This window comes from Helicobacter sp. NHP22-001, assembly GCF_030270165.1.
In the GTDB taxonomy this organism is placed as follows: domain Bacteria; phylum Campylobacterota; class Campylobacteria; order Campylobacterales; family Helicobacteraceae; genus Helicobacter; species Helicobacter gastrofelis.
The window spans coordinates 57,161-76,082 of the sequence record NZ_BSWS01000001.1 but is presented as its reverse complement, the minus strand read 5'-3'; the positions used below and the strand labels follow the sequence as shown (position 1 = coordinate 76,082).

General features: G+C 47.4%; 19 protein-coding genes and 4 tRNA genes. 11 read left to right on the top strand and 12 right to left on the bottom strand.

The genetic code is table 11. From position 1 onward, the window contains the following. Nucleotides 1-34: 34 nt before the first annotated feature. Nucleotides 35-1,027, bottom strand: coding sequence for an endolytic transglycosylase MltG (mltG, locus tag QSJ47_RS00380; protein ID WP_285602096.1), 993 nt, complete (start codon nucleotides 1,025-1,027; stop codon nucleotides 35-37). 40 nt (nucleotides 1,028-1,067) lie between these two features. On the opposite strand from mltG, the gene QSJ47_RS00375 reads away from it, so the two are divergent. The 7 genes from QSJ47_RS00375 to pyrC all read left to right on the top strand — a co-directional run bounded on the left by QSJ47_RS00375 (nucleotide 1,068) and on the right by pyrC (nucleotide 8,013). Continuing rightward, entirely contained in the window at nucleotides 1,068-3,938 is a 2,871-nt protein-coding gene (locus QSJ47_RS00375) for a DUF3971 domain-containing protein (RefSeq protein WP_285602095.1), read from the top strand. Then, the gene (locus tag QSJ47_RS00370) at nucleotides 3,892-4,119 is read left to right on the top strand and encodes a FeoA family protein (protein WP_221271678.1); all 228 of its coding nucleotides are present in this window, start codon (nucleotides 3,892-3,894) and stop codon (nucleotides 4,117-4,119) included. Before QSJ47_RS00375 ends, QSJ47_RS00370 begins: the two co-directional genes overlap by 47 nt. Then, entirely contained in the window at nucleotides 4,116-4,742 is a 627-nt protein-coding gene (gene nth, locus QSJ47_RS00365) for an endonuclease III (RefSeq protein ID WP_285602094.1), read from the top strand. Before QSJ47_RS00370 ends, nth begins: the two co-directional genes overlap by 4 nt. Before the next feature lie 80 nt (nucleotides 4,743-4,822). Further along, entirely contained in the window at nucleotides 4,823-5,251 is a 429-nt protein-coding gene (fliN, locus tag QSJ47_RS00360) for a flagellar motor switch protein FliN (protein WP_221271676.1), read from the top strand. Between the two features lie 2 nt (nucleotides 5,252-5,253). After that, nucleotides 5,254-6,054 carry a hypothetical protein gene (locus tag QSJ47_RS00355; protein WP_285602093.1) on the top strand — a complete coding sequence of 267 codons (801 nt, stop codon included), beginning with the start codon at nucleotides 5,254-5,256 and terminating at the stop codon, nucleotides 6,052-6,054. After that, nucleotides 6,047-6,997 carry an energy transducer TonB gene (locus QSJ47_RS00350; RefSeq protein ID WP_285602092.1) on the top strand — a complete coding sequence of 317 codons (951 nt, stop codon included), beginning with the start codon at nucleotides 6,047-6,049 and terminating at the stop codon, nucleotides 6,995-6,997. The genes QSJ47_RS00355 and QSJ47_RS00350 overlap by 8 nt, the downstream gene beginning before the upstream one ends. A gap of 8 nt (nucleotides 6,998-7,005) precedes the next feature. Further along, the gene (gene pyrC, locus QSJ47_RS00345) at nucleotides 7,006-8,013 is read left to right on the top strand and encodes a dihydroorotase (RefSeq protein WP_285602091.1); all 1,008 of its coding nucleotides are present in this window, start codon (nucleotides 7,006-7,008) and stop codon (nucleotides 8,011-8,013) included. 110 nt (nucleotides 8,014-8,123) lie between these two features. Here the strand turns inward: pyrC and QSJ47_RS00340 are convergent, their stop codons facing one another. From QSJ47_RS00340 to QSJ47_RS00290, 11 genes are all read right to left on the bottom strand, one after another. Then, nucleotides 8,124-8,963 (bottom strand): hypothetical protein, encoded by an 840-nt coding sequence (locus QSJ47_RS00340; protein WP_221271671.1) that lies wholly within the window; start codon nucleotides 8,961-8,963, stop codon nucleotides 8,124-8,126. Then, nucleotides 8,963-9,826, bottom strand: coding sequence for a rod shape-determining protein MreC (locus tag QSJ47_RS00335; RefSeq protein ID WP_285602090.1), 864 nt, complete (start codon nucleotides 9,824-9,826; stop codon nucleotides 8,963-8,965). The genes QSJ47_RS00340 and QSJ47_RS00335 overlap by 1 nt, the downstream gene beginning before the upstream one ends. A gap of 3 nt (nucleotides 9,827-9,829) precedes the next feature. After that, entirely contained in the window at nucleotides 9,830-10,867 is a 1,038-nt protein-coding gene (locus QSJ47_RS00330; protein WP_285602089.1) for a rod shape-determining protein, read from the bottom strand. A gap of 16 nt (nucleotides 10,868-10,883) precedes the next feature. Then, on the bottom strand, nucleotides 10,884-12,182 hold the full coding sequence (clpX, locus tag QSJ47_RS00325; RefSeq protein ID WP_285602088.1) for an ATP-dependent protease ATP-binding subunit ClpX: 1,299 nt from the start codon (nucleotides 12,180-12,182) through the stop codon (nucleotides 10,884-10,886). Further along, nucleotides 12,179-12,982 carry an acyl-ACP--UDP-N-acetylglucosamine O-acyltransferase gene (gene lpxA / locus QSJ47_RS00320; protein ID WP_285602087.1) on the bottom strand — a complete coding sequence of 268 codons (804 nt, stop codon included), beginning with the start codon at nucleotides 12,980-12,982 and terminating at the stop codon, nucleotides 12,179-12,181. The genes clpX and lpxA overlap by 4 nt, the downstream gene beginning before the upstream one ends. Continuing rightward, complete coding sequence (fabZ, locus tag QSJ47_RS00315; protein WP_221271664.1) at nucleotides 12,979-13,461, bottom strand: 3-hydroxyacyl-ACP dehydratase FabZ; 483 nt, start codon at nucleotides 13,459-13,461, stop codon at nucleotides 12,979-12,981. The genes lpxA and fabZ overlap by 4 nt, the downstream gene beginning before the upstream one ends. 82 nt (nucleotides 13,462-13,543) lie before the next feature. Continuing rightward, nucleotides 13,544-14,089, bottom strand: a complete 546-nt coding sequence (locus QSJ47_RS00310) for a YbhB/YbcL family Raf kinase inhibitor-like protein (protein WP_285602086.1) — start codon at nucleotides 14,087-14,089, stop codon at nucleotides 13,544-13,546. Nucleotides 14,090-14,123: 34 nt separating this feature from the next. Continuing rightward, nucleotides 14,124-15,077, bottom strand: a complete 954-nt coding sequence (locus QSJ47_RS00305) for an NAD(P)-binding domain-containing protein (protein ID WP_221271660.1) — start codon at nucleotides 15,075-15,077, stop codon at nucleotides 14,124-14,126. Further along, a complete protein-coding gene (gene ccoS / locus QSJ47_RS00300; protein ID WP_221271658.1) occupies nucleotides 15,070-15,282 on the bottom strand; it encodes a cbb3-type cytochrome oxidase assembly protein CcoS in 213 nt (70 codons plus the stop codon). Before ccoS ends, QSJ47_RS00305 begins: the two co-directional genes overlap by 8 nt. Next, a complete protein-coding gene (gene alaS, locus QSJ47_RS00295) occupies nucleotides 15,282-17,873 on the bottom strand; it encodes an alanine--tRNA ligase (RefSeq protein ID WP_285602085.1) in 2,592 nt (863 codons plus the stop codon). The genes ccoS and alaS overlap by 1 nt, the downstream gene beginning before the upstream one ends. 45 nt (nucleotides 17,874-17,918) lie before the next feature. Beyond that, on the bottom strand, nucleotides 17,919-18,470 hold the full coding sequence (locus QSJ47_RS00290) for a YceI family protein (protein ID WP_053828462.1): 552 nt from the start codon (nucleotides 18,468-18,470) through the stop codon (nucleotides 17,919-17,921). Between the two features lie 107 nt (nucleotides 18,471-18,577). Here QSJ47_RS00290 and QSJ47_RS00285 point away from each other — a divergent pair. From QSJ47_RS00285 to QSJ47_RS00270, 4 genes are all read left to right on the top strand, one after another. Further along, a tRNA-Thr gene (locus tag QSJ47_RS00285) sits at nucleotides 18,578-18,653 on the top strand. A 3-nt stretch (nucleotides 18,654-18,656) separates the two neighbouring features. After that, nucleotides 18,657-18,742: transfer RNA gene (locus tag QSJ47_RS00280), tRNA-Tyr, on the top strand. A 2-nt stretch (nucleotides 18,743-18,744) separates the two neighbouring features. Then, nucleotides 18,745-18,821 (top strand) — tRNA-Gly (locus tag QSJ47_RS00275). A gap of 13 nt (nucleotides 18,822-18,834) precedes the next feature. Beyond that, nucleotides 18,835-18,909: transfer RNA gene (locus QSJ47_RS00270), tRNA-Thr, on the top strand. Nucleotides 18,910-18,922 lie beyond the last annotated feature (13 nt).

The following is an 18,922-nucleotide window of genomic DNA, read 5'->3' as shown; positions in this document are numbered from 1 at the left end:
AGCATTAAATATCTAAAGCGAAACTAAGCTAAGATCAAAATTTGGGAATTGCACGGACATGCTCTTTATAATTCACGCTGAATTTATGCGTCCCCCCTTTGGTTTTGACAAAGTATAAAAAGGGCGTTTTGGCAGGAAACAAAGCCGCCTTGATCGCATCAAGCCCCACACTGCCCACGGGCTCTTTGGGCAGACCCTTATGCTTGTAGGTGTTGTAGGGGCTGTTGTCGGTGGCAATCCTTTCGTGCGTTACCTTGCTGTGCGCATACGCCCCATAATTTAACGCCCCGTCCATTTGCAAGGGCATGTGCCTTTTTAAGCGGTTGTAAATCACCCCGGCAATGAGGGGCATTTCTGCGGCATTGGCTGCTTCTTTTTGGATAATGGAGGCAATGATTAGGGTTTGTTGCCACTTTTTGGGGTCGTAGTTGCCTAAAAGTTGCTCGCTTAATTTTTGGTAGTGTTCTTGGCTGTGCTTTAAAAGATAGCCCATGAGATTTTGCGTCGAAATGCCAAGCGTGAAGCGGTAGGTGTCCGGGACAATCGCCCCATCAGCCCAAAGGGCTTTGGCGTTGTAGACTTGCTCTAAATCCTCCACTTTTAAATGAAACACCTTAGCCAAGTGCCTTAGAAAAAAATACAAGGTTTCGCCCGGGATTAAGGTGATGTCCTTATAGACCACCTTAGACAAGCTCAAGGCGTGCAAGAAGTCCCCCTTGGTGGTGGTGTTATTGGGGCTTATAGGGATTGCCACATAGCCCCTTTCGGGTGTGTGCCATAGGTGCAAAGCGGACATCAGGCGTAAAATCCACAAATCTAGGGTATTTATCGGGGGCGTGGGGCTTTCTAGGGCGTGTAGGTGGCTTAAGGCGGTTTTAAGCGCACCTTTGGGTATGTAAACAATCGCGTAAGATTTTATGGGTATACTTAAGTAAAACAGCAATGAAAGCGCGATGATCAAAGCCATCTCCAAGAGAATATTACGCCCTTTTTTTTCTATCGGGCTTGTGGCCGTTCTTTTTGCCATTCTGTTTCTTGTGTTGAAAAACGGAATTTACATCTCCTCCATGCACTTTGGCGGACTCAAAATAGAGCGATTCTATCTAAAACTGAATAATAAATTCTTGCTAAGGGTGGGGCAGTTAGACATCATAGAGCTCATCAAGCACAAGCCAAATAAAAAACCCCCGACCATCGCCGCCATTGTGCGCTACATCCAATACAGCATGTGGGCTATGGATTACTTTGAAAACATCACCATCCAAGAAATAGACATCAAACCCAAGATTAAAGCCCATGTGTTCTTTGATGGACACCGCTACGAATTTACCTTCCCTGACCTTGTGCGTGGGCAGTTTTACCTTAAAGAACAAGAGGGTCAAGGATTGCACCTAAACATTAATTATTTAGACTCTGACCCCTATCATATACATCTTATAGGGCAGGCGACCTACCTTAAACACACAGAACAATTAAACTTTAGCTTGCAAGCCTCCCCCACCCCCACCCCAAATATTAGACCATCCAAATTAAAAATTTTCGTGCAAGGTTTGACCGACTTTAAATCCGTAGCTCTTAGGCTAAACTCTAACAACATCAAACACTTAGACTTTTTAAAGCCCTACTTCAAGCCCGACAAACACCAAGCCCTACAAAAATGGCTCTTTAGCAACATCTCCTTTGGTGGCTTTTTCATCAAGGATGCAAAACTCTCCTTAAACTTCAAAGACAAGCACATCTTAAAGAACTTGCAAAAGAACCTGAGTGTGCAGGCCCTCGTGCAAAACGCCCATGTCATCTACAACTCCAAACTCCCCCCCATTTTGGCTAAAGAAGTGGGGCTAGAGTATAAGGACGGGCAGCTCACCATCACGCCTAAGCACATCAACTACCAACACATGCGCTTAGAGGGCTCGCAGGTGGTGATAAGCCACTTTGGACCTGCATCTAGGCTAGTGGCGAGCATTAAAAACGCCTCAAGCGCCGCCTTTTCCCCTATCAAAGAGATTTTAAAAGCCTACAACATCAACCTACCCCTAAGCCAATTCAAGCCCAATGTCGGGGCGGACATTTTACTCACCATGCAGTTTGTCCCCCATGCCAAGCCCCTTTTGTTCGTGCAAGGCAGCGTAGACATCGCCGCAGGGAGCTTTGCGCTCTATGGCGTGCCCTTAAGTAACCAAAGCGCACAGGTGTTCTTAGACATCAGCCCCACAAGCAAAATTATCTACATCAGCACTGCCCACACCCGCTATCAAAACATGGCCGACACCGACAACCGCATAACCATAGACTTCACCCACAAGAGCCTCACAAGCCAAGCCATTGTCCATAAAATCCAAGTCAACACCAACCAAGCCATCAACAATAACCCCTTTGAAACAAGGCGCACCATTTTACCCAAAGCCACCTCCGCCGTGCGCCTAAGTTCTTTGCCAAGTTTAATCGCCAAGGGCGTGGATACCCTCGCTTTTAAAAACAAGTTGCACCAAATCATCCAAGCCCAAAACGCTGAGGTCTTTAGTCAAGACATCATCTACGCCACCGAGGACAACCTACCGACCCTGACCTTTGACTTGGACTTCTCCAAAGACAAGCAAACCATTTTTAAAATCAAGGAATTAGAGATCGAGGGGGCAATTTCTCGGGATTATAGCTTGCATTTAAAGAACATCGCCAAACTTGTCCCCATTTCGCCTTTGGCGCACTATTTTGCCATTAAAAGGGGCGCACTCAAAATCACCACCAAGGACTTAAAGAGTTTTAAGTTCTTTGGGACAAACCTAGACATCGAGTTGCCGCTTTACCGTAACGATGGGCGGCGGTTTAACTCTTTTTCGCTTTTGGGGACTTTTGGGGATAGGGGTTTGGAGTTTTTTACTCCAGATGGGGCGGTGATGGGGCGCATTCGGGGGGGGGAGAAAATCATCTTTGTCAATGACATCAATTTCAATGTGGATACTTTTTTAAAAGCCAAAGTGCCCGCCATTAAAGAATTGCTAGCTCCAAGCGCAAATAAGCCCACCAAAGAGCAAATCAAGGATGAAACGATTTTTATCAAGGCAAAGCAACTCTACGAAAAAGAACATAAAATCCCTCCAAACCGCCTAATCATACAGGCTAAAAACGCTGTGGTTACTTTTAAGGGCTTCCCCTTTGCTCTAGAAAATATTTTGGTCAATATGCGCGATGGACGCTTAAAAGCGGATGCGAGCTACCACAACGCTATGGTTGCCTTTGACATGATGCACGGGCAGTTTAGGATCAAGGCAAATAACTTCAGCGGAGACTATCTTAACATGGTCTTACAGACCATCACCACACAAAATCTCATACAAGGCGGGCTGTATAGCCTCATTGGCGGGTATAAGAACAATGTCTTTAGCGGGGAGCTCAGGCTACAAAACACCACAATTAAAAACTTTAAGGTCCTACAAAATATGATCAATTTAATCAACACTATCCCCTCTTTAATCGTGTTTAGAAACCCCAGACTTGGAGCAAATGGGTATGAGATTTCTAAGGGTCGAGTGGTCTTTGGCATTAACCCGGGCTATTTAGGTCTAGAGCATATTCAACTCACGGGCACAACTTTAGATGTGGATGGAAATGGGATTGTGGAGCTCTCCAAGCGCAAAATTGACATGTCTTTAAACATCGCTACCATTAAAGGTTTTGCCAACATCATCAATAAAATCCCCATTTTAAGCTATTTGATCTTAGGTGGAGATGGTAAGATTTCCACACATGTGAGTTTAAGCGGAAGTTTAGATAACCCTAAAGCCAATGTAACTTTAGCAAAAGACATTTTACAAGCTCCCTTTAGGATTTTAAGGCGGATTTTCACGCCTATTGATATTATTGTCGATGAAATTAAAAAAGGAATGCGAAATGAGCCTACTCGAGTGCCAAAAAAACAAACGCTACACCATCCTTGACATCACCACCCCTGATTTGGAGCTAAAAGACCGTCTTTTATCCTTTGGAATTGCTGTAGGAGTGGAATTTGAGCTGTTGCAACACTCCCTTAAAAAAGCCACCTTTAGCATCGCCATTGAACGCGCCCAAGTCGCCCTACGCTCAGGCGAAGCCAAGCACATTTTAGTGCGCCCTCTATGAGTGCGAACACCATTAAGGCTAGGTTGCTCACCCATTTTGCTAACCCCACCACTGAGCTAGAGTATCAAAACCCCTATGAACTCATCGTGGCAGTGTTGTTGTCGGCGCAATGCACGGATCAAAGGGTGAACGCCACCACCCCTGCCTTTTTTGCCAAATACCCGAGCATTGCAAGCCTAGCTAGAGCTGATATTGCAGAGGTGCAAGAGTGCATTAAAAGCATTTCTTACCCCAACAGCAAGGCAAAGCACCTCGTCAAAATGGCTAACCAAGTCTTAGAAAACTTTCACGGGCAAATCCCACAAACCCAAGCCGAGCTCAAAAGTCTAGCGGGCATTGGGCAAAAGAGTGCAAATGTTATCTTGTCTGTCGCCTTTGGGGCAAATCTCTTAGCCGTAGACACGCATGTTTTTAGAGTGGCGCACCGCTTAGGGCTCTCCACCGCCAAGAGCGCAGAGCAGACAGAAGCTGATTTAAGTGCGCTTTTTGTGAACGACTTAAGCTCCCTACACCACGCCTTGATACTCTTTGGACGGCGCATTTGCAAGGCGATTAACCCTAAATGCTCCGCTTGTTTTCTGCAAGAATTTTGCGTGAGTCGGGCAAATTTCAAACCCCGCTAATCAAAATCTAGTATAATGGTATATTTTCTTTTGTAGGTTAAAGTTGGGCGTTGAAAGTGTTAAGATAAGGTGGGATTTTCATGGATAACCAGAACAATAATACTAACAAGGATGGGGGTGGGGTGAGTATCCAATCCAACCCTACCCTAGCCAATTTACCCTCTGTCAATCCCAAGCTCAAAAGGCAACCAACCCTAAACCCTAGGGAATTGGAACTCACGACCTATTTAGAAGAGCTCATCAACGACTACAAGGGTTTGTTAGACATGGAGGTCACTTTTATGGCAGAACTAGGCTCAACTTCTATCCCACTTGGGGAAGTTTTGCGCTTTGAAAGGGGGTCGGTCATCGATTTACAAAAGCCCGCTGGTGAGAGTGTGGATACCTTTGTCAATGGGCGGGTGATTGGCAAGGGCGAAGTCATGGTGTATGAAAAAAACCTAGCTATCCGCTTAAACGAAGTGTTAGACTCCAATGCCATTGTCTACTACATTGCAAAGGATATGTAAACTTGAGAGCCATCATATGCGTTTTTTTCGTTTTAGACATTTTATGGGGGACCTCGCTAAACCAACTCGCACATATACAGGTGACCCCCACTCCTGACCACAAGGGCGTGCTCTTAGAGTTGCTGTTTAGCCAACCACTCCAACAAGTGCCTAAAATCTCGTCCACGCAAACCATTACTTTACAAAATATCTCTCCCTTTGCGCCTAGATTTGAACGCTTCAGCTCTACTATATTGAACCAATTAGAAGTGCATAACCAAAACAACACCCTTTATATTGTGCCTAAGAGCAACACCCTTTTCAAAGTCAATGCCAAATTGTCTCAAGATAAACGCTTTTTACGCCTAGAGTTCGTGTCTTTATTTGCCGACTTAACCCCAGCCCCCATTGCTACACAAGCTACACAGCCCCAAGCCACCCCCACCAAGCCCCTACCTGTCCTCAATAAGCTCCCCGACTTTGAGTGGGAGTATTTGTGGAAAGTGGGCGTGGTGATTGTAGGCTTGTTGTTGGTTTTGTGGTTACTCAAGCGCAAAAGCACCCAAAGGTTCTTATTCCCCAAAGTGGGCTTAGAGCCTAGCATCACTTATGTCAAGCCCTTAGACTCCACACACAAACTCATCACCATAGAAGTGCGCAACCAGCTGTATTTGATTTTACTAAATTCGCACCAAAGCCTAGTTTTAGACAAAATTACCCTAGACTTCCCTAAAAAAGATCCGTCTTTGCACCAAAAAGAAGCCCTTGTTGAAGAAACCAAGAAACACCTACGGCAATCTAAACTCAAGAGTTCATATGTCTAGGGTTCGCGCACTCGATAAAGAGTTGGAGGATAGACGCTCTGATCGCAACTTCTATATTTCCTTGGTTTTGTCGTGCTTATTGCACCTTTTCATTTGGTGGCTACTAGAGTATGGACAAAAGTTTTTCCACAGACCTAAATTAGTCAAAATCAACCCGAGCAATCTCTTAGTCCTAAAGAGGGGGCGATCGCTTGATCCTACCAAGCACACACAGGGGGCACTAAGACCCTCAAGAGCTGCACCTAAAACCACACCAATGCCTCCCGTAGCCCAAACCCCCCCACAACCCCCAAGCCCGCCTAGCCCCCCCACTCCACGGGTCAAGCCTAAGCCTAAACCCAGACCTAAACGCACCACACACCGCATCCAAGAACGCCACGCCCACAGACACAAACGCACCCAAGTGGCAAATCGTGAAAGCAAGCACAAAGCCCTTTATCAAGAAGAGAGAGAGGAGAAAAAGCCGGTCAAGAAAAAGCAAGACGACACCTTTAACCCCAATAATCTCTCTTTCTTGCCCTCAGAAGAGACTCCGGCCACCCCCCCACCTAGACAGAGCGACCGCAGTTATGAGAATGATAAAGGTATGGATAGCCAAACTCGCAAGGATATTGATGAACTCTATGGTGAAGAGTTTGGGGACTTAGGCACGGCTGAAAAAAACTTCATCAAGAGTAACCTTAGTGAAATTGGGCGGATCACGCAAAAATACCTAGAATACCCTAGTGCAGCGGGGTATTTGGGGCAGGATGGCGTGGATGCAGTGGAGTTTTATTTACACCCCAATGGCGACATCACGGGTCTAAAAATCATAGAAGCGTCCGGCTATAAACTTTTAGACGACAACACCCTAAAGACCATCACCATCGCCTACAAAGACTACCCACGCCCCACCACCACGACCTTAATCCGTATCCGTGTGCGCTATTTTATCTACCGCTAAGACTCCATATGCAGACCTTCACTTTACATAATCCCTTAGACATGCACCTTCACCTAAGAGAAGGTGATTTATTAAAAGCCGTCTTGCCCTTTAGCGCAACACCCTTTAGTGCGGCGGTGGTGATGCCAAATTTAAGCACGCCCTTAAGCACTCCAGCCCTAGCCCTAGCCTACCAAGCACAAATCACCGCCCTAGCCCCCCACTTCAAGCCTTTAGTGGCTCTGTATTTAAATGAAGAGCTAAGTAAAGAGAGCCTACAATCTGCCAAAGAACAGGGGCTCTTTTTACTCAAACTCTACCCCAAGAACGCCACCACCAACTCCGCACAGGGGGTGAGCGATATTTTAAGCCCCAAAATGCTAGAGATTTTAGACATTGCGCAGGATTTGGGCTTTATTCTATGCGTGCATGCCGAGAGCGTGGGCTTTGTGCTTGAAAGGGAATTTGAGTTTCACCCCGTCATCCACACTTTAGCCAAAACCTTTAACAAACTCACCATAATCTTGGAACATATGAGTGATCGGCGTAGTGTTACTTTGTTGGAGCAATACCCCAACTTATATGCCACCTTGACCTTGCACCATTTAACCCTAAACTTAGATGCTTTGGCAGGGGGTATGCTCTCCCCCCATTTATTCTGTAAACCCTTGCTTAAGACCCCTAAAGATCAAGTGACCTTGCTAGAGCTTGCCCTAAAAGCCCATAAAAAAGTGTGCTTTGGATCGGACAGCGCCCCGCATTTGCTCGCTACAAAACACACTTGCACTTGTGCGGCAGGGGTGTTTAGTGCGCCCTTACTTCTTAGCGGGCTTTGCACTTTATTTGAAAAACACAACGCTTTAGAGCATTTACAAGATTTTATCAGCACCAACGCCGTGCGTATCTATAGGCTAACGGATCTCCCCGCAAAAACAATCACCCTCCAAAGAACTCCGCCTAATTTGCCAAATGCACTTTTAGATGGACAGCTCATCATTCCCCATTTCATGCCCCTAGAGTGGAGTGTCCTAAAATAGAGATTTTTTAAAAGCAAGACCGTTTTCGATAACTGACTTTCCATGCTTTGAAAGACTCTGCCTTAATAGTGGCAACATTGACCGATTTGTTCTCTTTTAGCCTGAAGACCCTACTTGGCGTGTAAAAAATATTGGCAGCGGTAGAACTTCTCGCCTAGTTTGGGGTCTTCAAGCAGGGCGTGAAGTTTGTCGCCATTGAGGGGCTTGGCGTGGGTGAAGTGGCGCAACAAGTAGCGGTCCTTGGGGCTGGTGATGTCGGGCTTTAAGCGGGCGAAAAATGCGCTTTGTAAAATCTTTTGACGATCTATTTGTGTACTACAACCGATCATAATATCGTGTAAAGCGACTTTGGCTTGGTCGATCGGCTCTATTTGGCTGTAATGTTGGCTTAGCACCACAAAGTAGGCTTTTTGCATGCGTTGGCATTGCTTGGTTTCGCTCGCCTTGATGATTAAATGCGCCCCTAGCTCGTTAAACAGGGCGTTTTTGGCGCAATAATTCAGTAGGGTGTGGTAGGACTCTTGGGTCTTTTTGGGCTCTTTGGCGTAGGCTTCCTTAGTGCTTTTAAGCTCATCCATCACCTGCGTGCGTTGGATTTCAATCCCATTTGGCATGGGCGTGCCTTGGATGTCTTGCGAACTAAGCCCACTTGTTTCGCTGGTTTGGGGTTTTTTAGGCTCTTGGACTTTACCGCCCAATTGTTTTTCTAGATTAGTCTGCTCTTTTTGGGCTTGCTCCTTTGGAGTGTCTAGCATGACAGGGTCTAGGCGGGTATAGTACACGGGCGGGCCATCGTCATCGTCATCGTCAAAGAGGCTTTGGTGGGTCTGCTTGAGGTTGTCCTCATTGTCGCTAGAGAGCCCCGACATGGTGGGCATCATCATAAGGGGCATCATCCCCATACAGCCCATGAACACAAAAACCACAAGACCAAAAAATAAGGGGCGCATTAAGGCACTGCCACAACGATCGCCTCAAAGGGCATGTTTTGGGGGCGTTTGATGTTGAGCAGGGCTTTTTTGTAAAGATAGCGGTTTTCTATACTAGCAACTGTGCCAACATAGATGTTTGGGCTAAAGATATGGTCTAACCCACTAGTAAAAACGGGGTCGCCCACTTTCAGCGTGGCATAAGAAGGCAGAAAATCCACATAGGTTTTAAAGTTTTCGTTCCTCACAAAGCCATAGTAGACCTTTTGTCCGCTCTTTGCCACCACGCTGTAACTCATTTGTTTATCCCCATAGAGTAGACCCACGAAACGCCCGTCCTTTTGGATGATGGTGCCCAACACTTGGTTAAAGGCGACCATGCCTAGAATCTTGTCTTTAGGGTGGGGTTTGTGGATGTCTACAAGCACCCGATAGGGGTTGTCCATGCTGATAAAGCCATAAATGCGTGCGGGGGTGAAGGTGGGGGTGGGCAGAAGGTAGGCGGGGTTGGTGATCTTGGCACTTGGGGGGCAAACTTGGGAGTTTGGCATTTTAAGGTTTAGGTTTTCAAGACTTGGCGTGTCTAGGTTGGACTTTTCTAGCTGTTGCAAGTCGTCTAGTTCTAGGGCTAAAGCCTCGCTTCTAGCGCTTAAGTTTGCATAGGCAAGTTTTAAATTTTCATATGCTTTGAGCTGTTTTCTATTTTCCTCAAGCAAGCGGGCTTGGTTGAAGTGTTTTTGGTAGGCAAAAACTAAATTGTCTTTTGTGGTTAAAACAAAGATGCGGATTTTATCGCTAATAAAACTGCTCGAGCCTTTGATGTTGAGCCAGTAAAGCATCCCAAAAATCGCAATTAAAACTAAAAGGACGCGCCGACTAATCAAAAATTAAATATCCCCTAGAGAGCTGAGTAAGTCTAAGTCTTCAATCGCCTTACTCGTGCCTCGTGCCACAGCAAGTAAGGGCTCTTCGCCTACAAACACGGGGAGTTTTACGATATTGCTTAGGTATTTGTCCAAGCCTCGAATGAGCGCACCGCCACCTGTTAGCACCACGCCATTTTCCACTAAATCCCTTGCTAAATCTGGCTTGACTTCCTCTAGTACAGACTTCAAGGCATCGCTGATCTCTCTAATTTGCTCTTTAATGGCTTCCCTTACATCTTCGCTACTGAGTTCAATGGTGCTTAAAATCCCACTCACTTGATCCCGTCCGCTCACCTCCATAGTCAAGGGGGGGGTTAGCTCAATGGCTGAACCGATGGCGATTTTGACTTCCTCGCCCGTCCGCTCCCCGATTTGCAGGTTGTAGGTTTTGCGGACATAGTCTACAATGCTTGTATCTAATTTATTGCCCGCCACTCTAACGCTCTTGCTCACCACAAGCCCACCAAGACTAATCACGCCGATCTCGGTCGTGCCCCCCCCAATATCCACAATCAAGCTGCCCTGGGGGTCTTTCACGGGTAGCCCCGCACCGATCGCCGCCGCCATAGGCTCTTCAATCAAAAAAACCTCTCTAGCCCCCGCGCTCATCGCGCTCTCTTTGACTGCCTTGCGCTCCACGCTCGTTAAGCCATAGGGCACGCACACCATGATGCGCGGGCGGATCAAGGATTTGCGCTTATGCGCCTTTTCAATGAAGTAGCGGATCATCTTTTCTGCGATGTTAAAATCCGCGATCACGCCGTCTTTCATGGGGCGGATGGCCTGTACCCCTGTTGGGGTCTTACCGATCATTTCCTTTGCCTCTGCACCCACAGCTAAGATTTCCTCCATGCGGTCATATTTGTTGAGCTTGACCGCCACAATAGAAGGTTCGTTGATGATGATGCCTTGACCCTTCACACTCACCACGGTGTTAGCCGTGCCTAAGTCAATGGCAATATCGTGGGAGAACACACCGATTAATTTATCTAAGATCATACTCTTTCCTTTGGGTTCATGAGGGCATTAAAAGGGGTTTGTTTTTTTTGATAAACAAAGGTTTTTCTTGCTTTAGCACGCACTCTTTGGTGATGATGACTTGGTAATCCTTCAAGGCGGGCAAGTCAAACATGATGTCTAGGCTAAAGCTCTCAATGATCGCCCTTAAGCCCCTTGCGCCCACCTTGCGTTTGATCGCTAAATCGGCGATCGCCTCGATCGCTTCGTCCTCAAAAGTGAGCTCCACGCCGTCCATTTTAAATAGCTCTTGGTATTGCTTGGTTAAAGCATTTCTGGGCTTTTGGAGGATATCGATCATTGCCTCTTTGGAAATGGATTTTAAGGTGGAGATCACAGGCAAACGCCCGATGAGTTCAGGGATCAAGCCATAAGAGATCAAGTCCTCGGGCTCGACTAAATGCAAAATATTTTCTAATTGTTCTTTGGTTTTTTTCTCATTGCCAAAGCCTAACACATTGCTGTGGATGCGCCGTTTGATGATGTCAATGATGCCATCAAACGCCCCGCCACAAATGAATAAAATGTTCGTGGTGTCGATCTGCACAAAGTTTTCATTGGGGTGTTTGCGCCCCCCTTTGGGGCTGATATTCACCACCGCCCCCTCAATGATTTTGAGCAGGGCTTGTTGCACACCCTCGCCCGAAACATCTCTTGTAATGGAGCGGTTCTCAGACAAGCGGGCGATTTTATCGATCTCATCAATGAACACAATCCCCCTTTGTGCCCTAGTAACATCGCCATCGCTGGCTTGCAGCAAGCGGGTTAAAATGTTCTCCACATCCTCGCCCACATACCCTGCCTCGGTGAGGCTCGTGGCATCGCTGATGGCAATGGGAACATTTAAAAAACGCGCCAAAGTCTGCGCCATGAGGGTTTTACCGCTGCCCGTGGGACCCACTAATAAAATATTGGATTTAGAAATCTCCACTTCTTGGCTTAAGGCATCTCTAGTTTCTTGGTAGTTTAGGCGTTTGTAATGGTTATAAACCGCCACGCTTAAGACCCTCTTAGCCTCCTCTTGCCCCACGACATAATTGTCTAGAGCTTCTTTCAAGAGTTTGGGCGAAGCGATGGGGATTAGGGCTTTACTTGAGGCGCTCTCCTCTAGGATGGGCTTTCTCACCTCTAAAAGACCGCCGTGCAATTTAGCGTGGAGTTCTTGGTATATCACTTCCACGCAGTATTCGCAAATGTGTATGTCTTTGCCGGATTTTTTAGACGAAAACACCAAACGGCGGTGGTGGGGCAAAGTGTTTTCGGGTTTGCTGCAAAAACTACAATAACGGGTGTTCACATATCCTCCTGTTCTTTAAGAACCCATGCCTTGATGGCGATCCCTCTTTGGGTTTCTAAAACAAATTCACAAATTTCTCTAGCGTGGGGATTGTTGGGGTATTCCTCTAAAATCTTTTGGGCGTTCTCTCTAATGCTGGTGGTTTCTAAATCAAAGAGCTTTTTATACAGCCTGCTGATAAAATCGATCTCACTGCTTTGCAAGAGCTTACGCATGCGGTGGCGATTAAGCCCTCTAATGAACGCCCGGTTGCCCTCAGCATTGCAATAAGGGGGGACATCTCGCCCTAAAGCGCTCGCCCCAGCGACCATGCACCCCTTGGCGATCCGTGTGAATTGGTGGATCGCCGTAAGCCCTCCAATATTCACATAGTCGGCGATCTCAATGTGCCCGGCAAGGGTTACGCCATTGGCTAAAATGCAATGGTTTCCAATCTTGCAATCGTGGGCGACATGCACATACGCCATTAAAAGGTTGTCGTTGCCAATGATCGTTTGATACCCCCCGCCCTTGGTGCCCGGGTTGATCATGCAATGCTCGCGGATCAAATTGCGCTCCCCGATGATGAGATAAGACTCCTCGCCCTCGTATTTTAAATCTTGCGGAATCGTGCCTAGCACGGCGTAGGGGAAAACGGTGCTGTCTTTTTTAATGGTGGTGTGCCCCAGTAAGGTAACATTGTTGTAGAGTTTCACTCCCGCCTCTAAAACCACATTAGGTCCGATCACGCAAAAATGCCCGACCTCTACGCTTGGGTCGATCTTGGCCCCGGCTTCTATGATGGCAGTGGGGGCGATCATTTATCTTCCTTGCGATCCACGATCATGGCTTTAAGCTCGGCTTCTGCCACGACTTTATCGCCCACCTTAGCCACGCCCCCCACTTGCCAAATCATGCCCTTGTGTTTTTGTTCGCTCAAATGGTAGTGGAGCTGATCGCCGGGGATCACGGGGTTTCTAAACTTCACCCGATCGATCGTCATGAAATACACGATTTTAGTCGCCGCCACCTCGGGGTCTGCCCCAAACAAGCTCACAAAGGCGAGCAAGCCCCCGGCTTGTGCCATGCCCTCCACGATCAACACCCCGGGGTAAATGGGTTTACCCGGGAAGTGCCCCATAAAAACCTCTTCATTATAGGTGATGTTTTTATAGGCATGCACCTCTTTATAAGGCTCCAGGCGCAACACCCGATCCACCAATAAAAACGGATAACGGTGGGGTAAAATTGCGCTGATCATGTGTATGTCTAAATCTAAATGCAATCCTTCTTGCGACATTTCTAACCTCTAAACTAATGAAATCCCCCCACCGTAAAAAGTTGCTATTTTAACACGCCTAAGTTTAAAGCTGTATTAGCCCTTAGTGGCGCATTTTGGGGTATTTAAATTCCACCCGCCCCATGCCTAAAATGTGCCCACGCATGGCATCGTGCAATTCGCCCAAAAAGAAGGGTTTTTTTAGGTCTAAATGCGCCACATCTAGGGCATAGACTTGGATTAAATAGTGGTGGTCTCTATCGGGGGGCATGGGACCTATGTAGGTGCTGTTTTCTAGATTAGATTTTTCTTGTTGCTCTAGGCTCAAGCCAGAGCGCAAAAACCCCTCTGTCATTGAATTGACCCCTTGGGCGATCTCTTTGTCTTCCAGCGCAGCGTTTTCTTTAAGCTCCGTGCCTTGGATATTCCCCACGACCCAATGGATAAAGGTTTTGCCACACACCCTTGCCGCATCGTGATCGATGAGCTCTAACGCATAACTCTTAGCCCCACTCACCGCCTCCCACGAGATTTCAGGCGAGAGTTTGGGCAGCCCATTTGTCAAAAACTCTTTAGGCGCGTTGCCCCCAAATTTTAAATCTAAAAACCCTTGTGGGTCCGTATGGATGAAGACTTTAAAAAATTGCATGTTTGCTCCTTGCGTTAAGGTGAAAAATAAGGCACTAAGCCAAACGGCTTTTAAGCACTTGCGCCACATCAAATCCCCCATTTAAGCCAATGCCAATGCTCGCTCCCGACTTGTAGAGAATGTCCCCCACGACGAAAAGGTTTTCAATATTGCTCTCTTGTTCTTGGCTCACCACCGGTAAGTTATTCTCTAACTGGACTTGGCATTTTTTTAAAAACTCCAAAGGGGTCGCTCCACCTATGGCGTATAAAATCCTATCATACACTCCGCTCGTGTTGTCGGCAAAATTCACTTGAATGCGCCCCTCTAAGCCTTCTAAGCCCAAAATATCCACGCCTAATTTGCTTTTTAAATTCCTAGAAAACGCCTCTTCAAGGGCTTTTAAATTCTCCTCATTGACACGGCTAAAGGTGCTTTGGCGGTAGTTTAAGGTCGTGGTGTTTGTGGGGGCTAGGGCGATGGCGTATTCCACCGCCGAATTGCCCCCGCCCACAACCAAAACCTCCTCTTTTTCCTTGCAGTCGTTGATCGTATAGACCACTTGGCGCATGATCTCTACGGGGATTGGGTAGCTGGGGCGGTTAGGCTGTCCCATTTTGCCAATGGCGATCACCACCGCGCGGGCTTTAAAGACCTCATTAGCCGAGCTAGCGACCTCAAAGAGTTCACCCTTTTTTGCCACACTCTCAATATTGGTTTTATAGCGCACGGGGGTTTTATACTCAGCTAGGGCTTTCTCAAAGACCTCTAGGGCCCCCTCTTTATCCGTGTCGCTAAAGGGGATATGCCCCTTAATGTCCACGACCTGTTTACGGTAGTCCTTATCCACCCGTTTATGCGCCTTGTAGTATTTGCGCAACATCCCACAGCACGCCTCGTCCTTTTCACACAGCAAGACATTAGAAATCCCATTAATTTGGCACTCAATGGTAGCAGCGATCCCGCCAGGACCCGCCCCTACAACCAAAACATCATAAACTTCACCCACGCGCTTCCTTTCTCTTAGATTTTTGTGCTTCCTCCTCTTGTTTGGCGATGGCTAAATCCTGTGGGCTGTCATAGAGCAAGCACTCGAGCATTTTTTTCTCATCGTTAAATTGCTTGCCTTTCAAGCCCCATAAAAAAATCAGCAACCCCACAAGCCCTAGCATGAGCGACACAAAGAGCATTAAAAATAGAGTGTTTGTGTGCATTAGGGTTTTAAGACCTCCAACGCTTTTAAATGCAAGGCTTCTTGGATATCTTGCAAGTCTTGGGCGTTAAAATCCCCCCCACAAGACAGCACTAAGGACGCATGGTCTGCCCGTCCTCCGCCCTTGCTCGCATAGCCTAGACTTTGGCTATGTGCCTTTAGAGCCTCTAAAAGGGGGCGCACATCGTGCCCGCCCACAGATTTTAAGACCACCTCCACGCAATTTTTTTGCAAATTGTGGTATTGAAACAATGCTACCACGGGCTCTTGTCGGCTCTTGTATTTCTCTATGAAGGTCAAAAAATGGCTCAAGTGCTCTTTAAGCCCGCTTAGGGTGGCTAAATGAAAGACCTGCCCCTCAATAGGCGTCAAGGTGGGCTCTTTGGGTGGGGTGCTTTTGGGGGCTTGTTCTTTATGTTTTAGAGCTTTTAATAAGTCTTGGGTTTTTAACTGCGTGCGGGCTTGCTTTAAAATGCGCCTTTCACTGGCGATAAACGCATAATACGCTCTGCCACACACCGCCTCAATGCGCCGAACCCCTGCGCTCACCCCTGAGCTTTTAACAATGGCAAATCCCCCAATATGGGCACTGTTGGGCACATGCACGCCCCCACACGCCTCCAAACTCCCCGCAATGTCTACAAGGCGCACCTCATCTAGATATTTATCCTCAAAGAGCATGACAGCCCCGCTCTCTCTTGCCTCATTAGCCCCCACACTCTTCACGCAAGTGTGTGCGCCCTCGCTGATTTTGGCATTGACAAAGCTTTCGATTTGCTCTAACTCCTCATCGCTCAAGTTGCGGTAAAAGCTAAAGTCAAAGCGCAAGCGGTGGGGCTCAATGTGGCTGCCCTTTTGCTGGACTTGGGCGTTTTTGCCCTCTTTCTTCGCACTCTCGCCTAGGATGGTCCGCAAGGCTAAATGCAGTAAATGCGTGGCGCTGTGGTGCTTGGCAATCTCGGCGCGATCGCTCACCTTGGCCACCACCCCATCGCCCTCTTTTAAGCTTGCCCCCGGCTCTAACTCGATCAAACTCGCATTGACCCCCCCCACTTTTTGCGTGTCTAGGACTTTAGCTAAAAGCACATGGCTAGGGTCCAACAACACCCCTTTATCGCCGATGGGCCCACCGCCTTGGGGGTAAAAGGGGGTATCTTTAAGCACGATATAGGCGGTGTTGTCCTCTAGCGGATAAAGGGCGACAACTTGGGTTTGCAAGTTTTCTGTGGTGTAGCCGGCAAAGTGGTTGGGCTCTAAATGGCTCAAATCTAATGCCTTCAAGCCGTCCTTGGCGTTGCTTTGTCTAAAACTATGCGCCGAGCGTTGTTTTTGCTCTTGCATGCAGGCTTGGTATTCTTGCATATCCACTTGCAAGTTCAAGCCCCTTAGCATGTCGGCGGTTAAATCCAAAGGGAAACCATAGGTGTCATACAACTTAAACGCCACAGCCCCGCTAAAGGCACTGCCTTTGCACTCGGTGAGCGCTTTTTCGAATAAATGCATGCCCTTATCTAAAGTGGCTAAAAACAACTCTTCCTCTGCCTTGCACTCGGCTTTAATGCTCTCTTGGTGTTCTTTGAGTAGGGGGTAACCCAGCATCAAATCGCAAAAATGCCCCAAAATCTCATAGAAAAAGGGGCTTTCTAAATTCCTGCCCTTGGCTTGTTGCAACAAATAGCCATGCCTTAAAGCCCGCCTTAAAATGCGCCGCAAGACATAACCCCGCCCCGTGTTTTCAAAATACACCCCCATGCCTAGCAAAAACGCCACACTGCGGGCGTGATCGGCTAGCACCCTAAAGGATTCTTTGTGCTTGGCATACTCGAGCCCAAAGCTCTTTTCAATGCACGCCATTAGGGGTTTAAACAGCGAGCTATCAAAGTTGTTTTGCACCCCCTCTAAGAGGGCTTGCACCCTCTCTAAGCCCATGCCAGTGTCGATACAGGGCTTTTCAAGGGGGGTTAAAACACCCTCTTTAGAGCGATCGTATTGCATAAAAACTAAATTCCAAATTTCTAGAAAGCGATCCCCCTCGCCCCCGAAGTAATCCTCTTTGGAGTGAAAATACTTCTCCCCTTGGTCTATGTAAATTTCACTGCAATACCCACAAGGTCCGGTGTCTGCCATTTGCCAAAAATTATCCTTATCGCCCATCGTTTTAATACGATCATGGGGGATAAATTTTTGCCATAGTTTATAGGCTTCTTGGTCTTTTTCGTGCACACTAATGTAAATGCTCTCTTTGTCAAAGCCCAAGTGTTTATGCACGAACTCAAAGGCGTAAGCAATGGCTTCTTCTTTGAAGTAGTCAAAAAACGAGAAATTGCCCAACATCTCAAACAAGGTGTGGTGGCGGTTGGTGTAGCCGACATTTTCTAAGTCGTTGTGTTTGCCCCCCGCACGCATACACAGCTGGGCACTCGTGGCGCGGTTTGTGAAAGGCTTTGTTTTGCCCAAGAAAATGTCTTTAAACTGCACCATGCCCGCATTCGTGAAAAGCAAAGAGGAATCTTGGGGCACTAAACTTGAGCTGGGCACCCACAGATGCCCTAAACCCTCAAAATACCCTAAAAACGCCTTCTTAATCTCCATAGTTGCACTCCCTAAAAGGGGCAATTTTAGCCTAAAAAACTTAAATTAGTGGTGCAACTCCAAATGGATGGCAACTTGGATATTCTCACCCACAAGTTTAGGGGGGGTGTTTTGCCCGATTTTAAAGACTTTGCGCGAAACCACGCCCTGCAACTCCAGCCCATAGACATCCGCCCCGCTCTTGGGGTGTTTAATGGGTCCTGTGAGTTTACCCTCTAGAGTGATTTCTTTCTCTGTGTCTTTAAGTTTTAACATGGCTTTGATTTGCAAGCCCCCATCGCTTTTTTGGCTGATTTTTGTGGCTTTTAAATAGCCCTTGGGGTATTCGTGTGCATCAAAGAAGTTAGCCGAGAGTAAATCTTTGTCTCTTTTGGCGTTTTTGGTGTCGATGCTCTTGATCTCGATCTCGCCATCTAGGGCTTTTAACTGCCCCTTTTCAATGTCCGCAACCCCCTTAAATTGGGAGAAGTCCCCACTAACCTTAGACACCAATAAGTGTGTGGCAGTGAAACCCACGCTAGAGTGGGTCGTGTCAATTTTGTAGGGGGTGGCCGAGAGCAAGCCGGCTAGGATGAGGCTAAGTGAAAAAAAGCGCATAGTGTTCCTTTGTGTTAAAAATGGGGCTTACTATAACATTATTTGGCCTTAAGCGAGAGGGCTTGACAAGGGGGAGTTAAATTAGCTATAATAGCAGCTTATTTTGCGCTGGCTTAGCTCAATTGGTAGAGCAGCTGCCTTGTAAGCAGCAGGTTGGGGGTTCGATTCCCTTAGCCAGCTCCAGTAGGTGAGATACTCAAGTGGCCAACGAGGGCAGACTGTAAATCTGCTGACTTTCGTCTTCCGTGGTTCGAATCCACGTCTCACCACCAGTGCGGGAATAGCTCAGTTGGCTAGAGCATCAGCCTTCCAAGCTGAGGGTCGCGGGTTCGAGCCCCGTTTCCCGCTCCAGTGTAGGGAGAATGCCCATATAGCTCAGGGGTAGAGCACTTCCTTGGTAAGGAAGAGGTCGGCGGTTCAATCCCGCTTATGGGCTCCAGTTTCCCCCTTAA

Bases quoted from the DNA above. Each gene is read 5' to 3' on its own strand.
- mltG (WP_285602096.1), bottom strand. From the start codon at position 1,027: ATGGCAAAAAGAACGGCCACAAGCCCGATAGAAAAAAAAGGGCGTAAT.
- QSJ47_RS00375 (WP_285602095.1), top strand. From the start codon at position 1,068: ATGCACTTTGGCGGACTCAAAATAGAGCGATTCTATCTAAAACTGAAT.
- QSJ47_RS00370 (WP_221271678.1), top strand. From the start codon at position 3,892: ATGAGCCTACTCGAGTGCCAAAAAAACAAACGCTACACCATCCTTGAC.
- nth (WP_285602094.1), top strand. From the start codon at position 4,116: ATGAGTGCGAACACCATTAAGGCTAGGTTGCTCACCCATTTTGCTAAC.
- fliN (WP_221271676.1), top strand. From the start codon at position 4,823: ATGGATAACCAGAACAATAATACTAACAAGGATGGGGGTGGGGTGAGT.
- QSJ47_RS00350 (WP_285602092.1), top strand. From the start codon at position 6,047: ATGTCTAGGGTTCGCGCACTCGATAAAGAGTTGGAGGATAGACGCTCT.
- pyrC (WP_285602091.1), top strand. From the start codon at position 7,006: ATGCAGACCTTCACTTTACATAATCCCTTAGACATGCACCTTCACCTA.
- QSJ47_RS00340 (WP_221271671.1), bottom strand. From the start codon at position 8,963: ATGCGCCCCTTATTTTTTGGTCTTGTGGTTTTTGTGTTCATGGGCTGT.
- QSJ47_RS00330 (WP_285602089.1), bottom strand. From the start codon at position 10,867: ATGATCTTAGATAAATTAATCGGTGTGTTCTCCCACGATATTGCCATT.
- lpxA (WP_285602087.1), bottom strand. From the start codon at position 12,982: ATGATCGCCCCCACTGCCATCATAGAAGCCGGGGCCAAGATCGACCCA.
- fabZ (WP_221271664.1), bottom strand. From the start codon at position 13,461: ATGTCGCAAGAAGGATTGCATTTAGATTTAGACATACACATGATCAGC.
- QSJ47_RS00310 (WP_285602086.1), bottom strand. From the start codon at position 14,089: ATGCAATTTTTTAAAGTCTTCATCCATACGGACCCACAAGGGTTTTTA.
- ccoS (WP_221271658.1), bottom strand. From the start codon at position 15,282: ATGCACACAAACACTCTATTTTTAATGCTCTTTGTGTCGCTCATGCTA.
- alaS (WP_285602085.1), bottom strand. From the start codon at position 17,873: ATGGAGATTAAGAAGGCGTTTTTAGGGTATTTTGAGGGTTTAGGGCAT.
- QSJ47_RS00290 (WP_053828462.1), bottom strand. From the start codon at position 18,470: ATGCGCTTTTTTTCACTTAGCCTCATCCTAGCCGGCTTGCTCTCGGCC.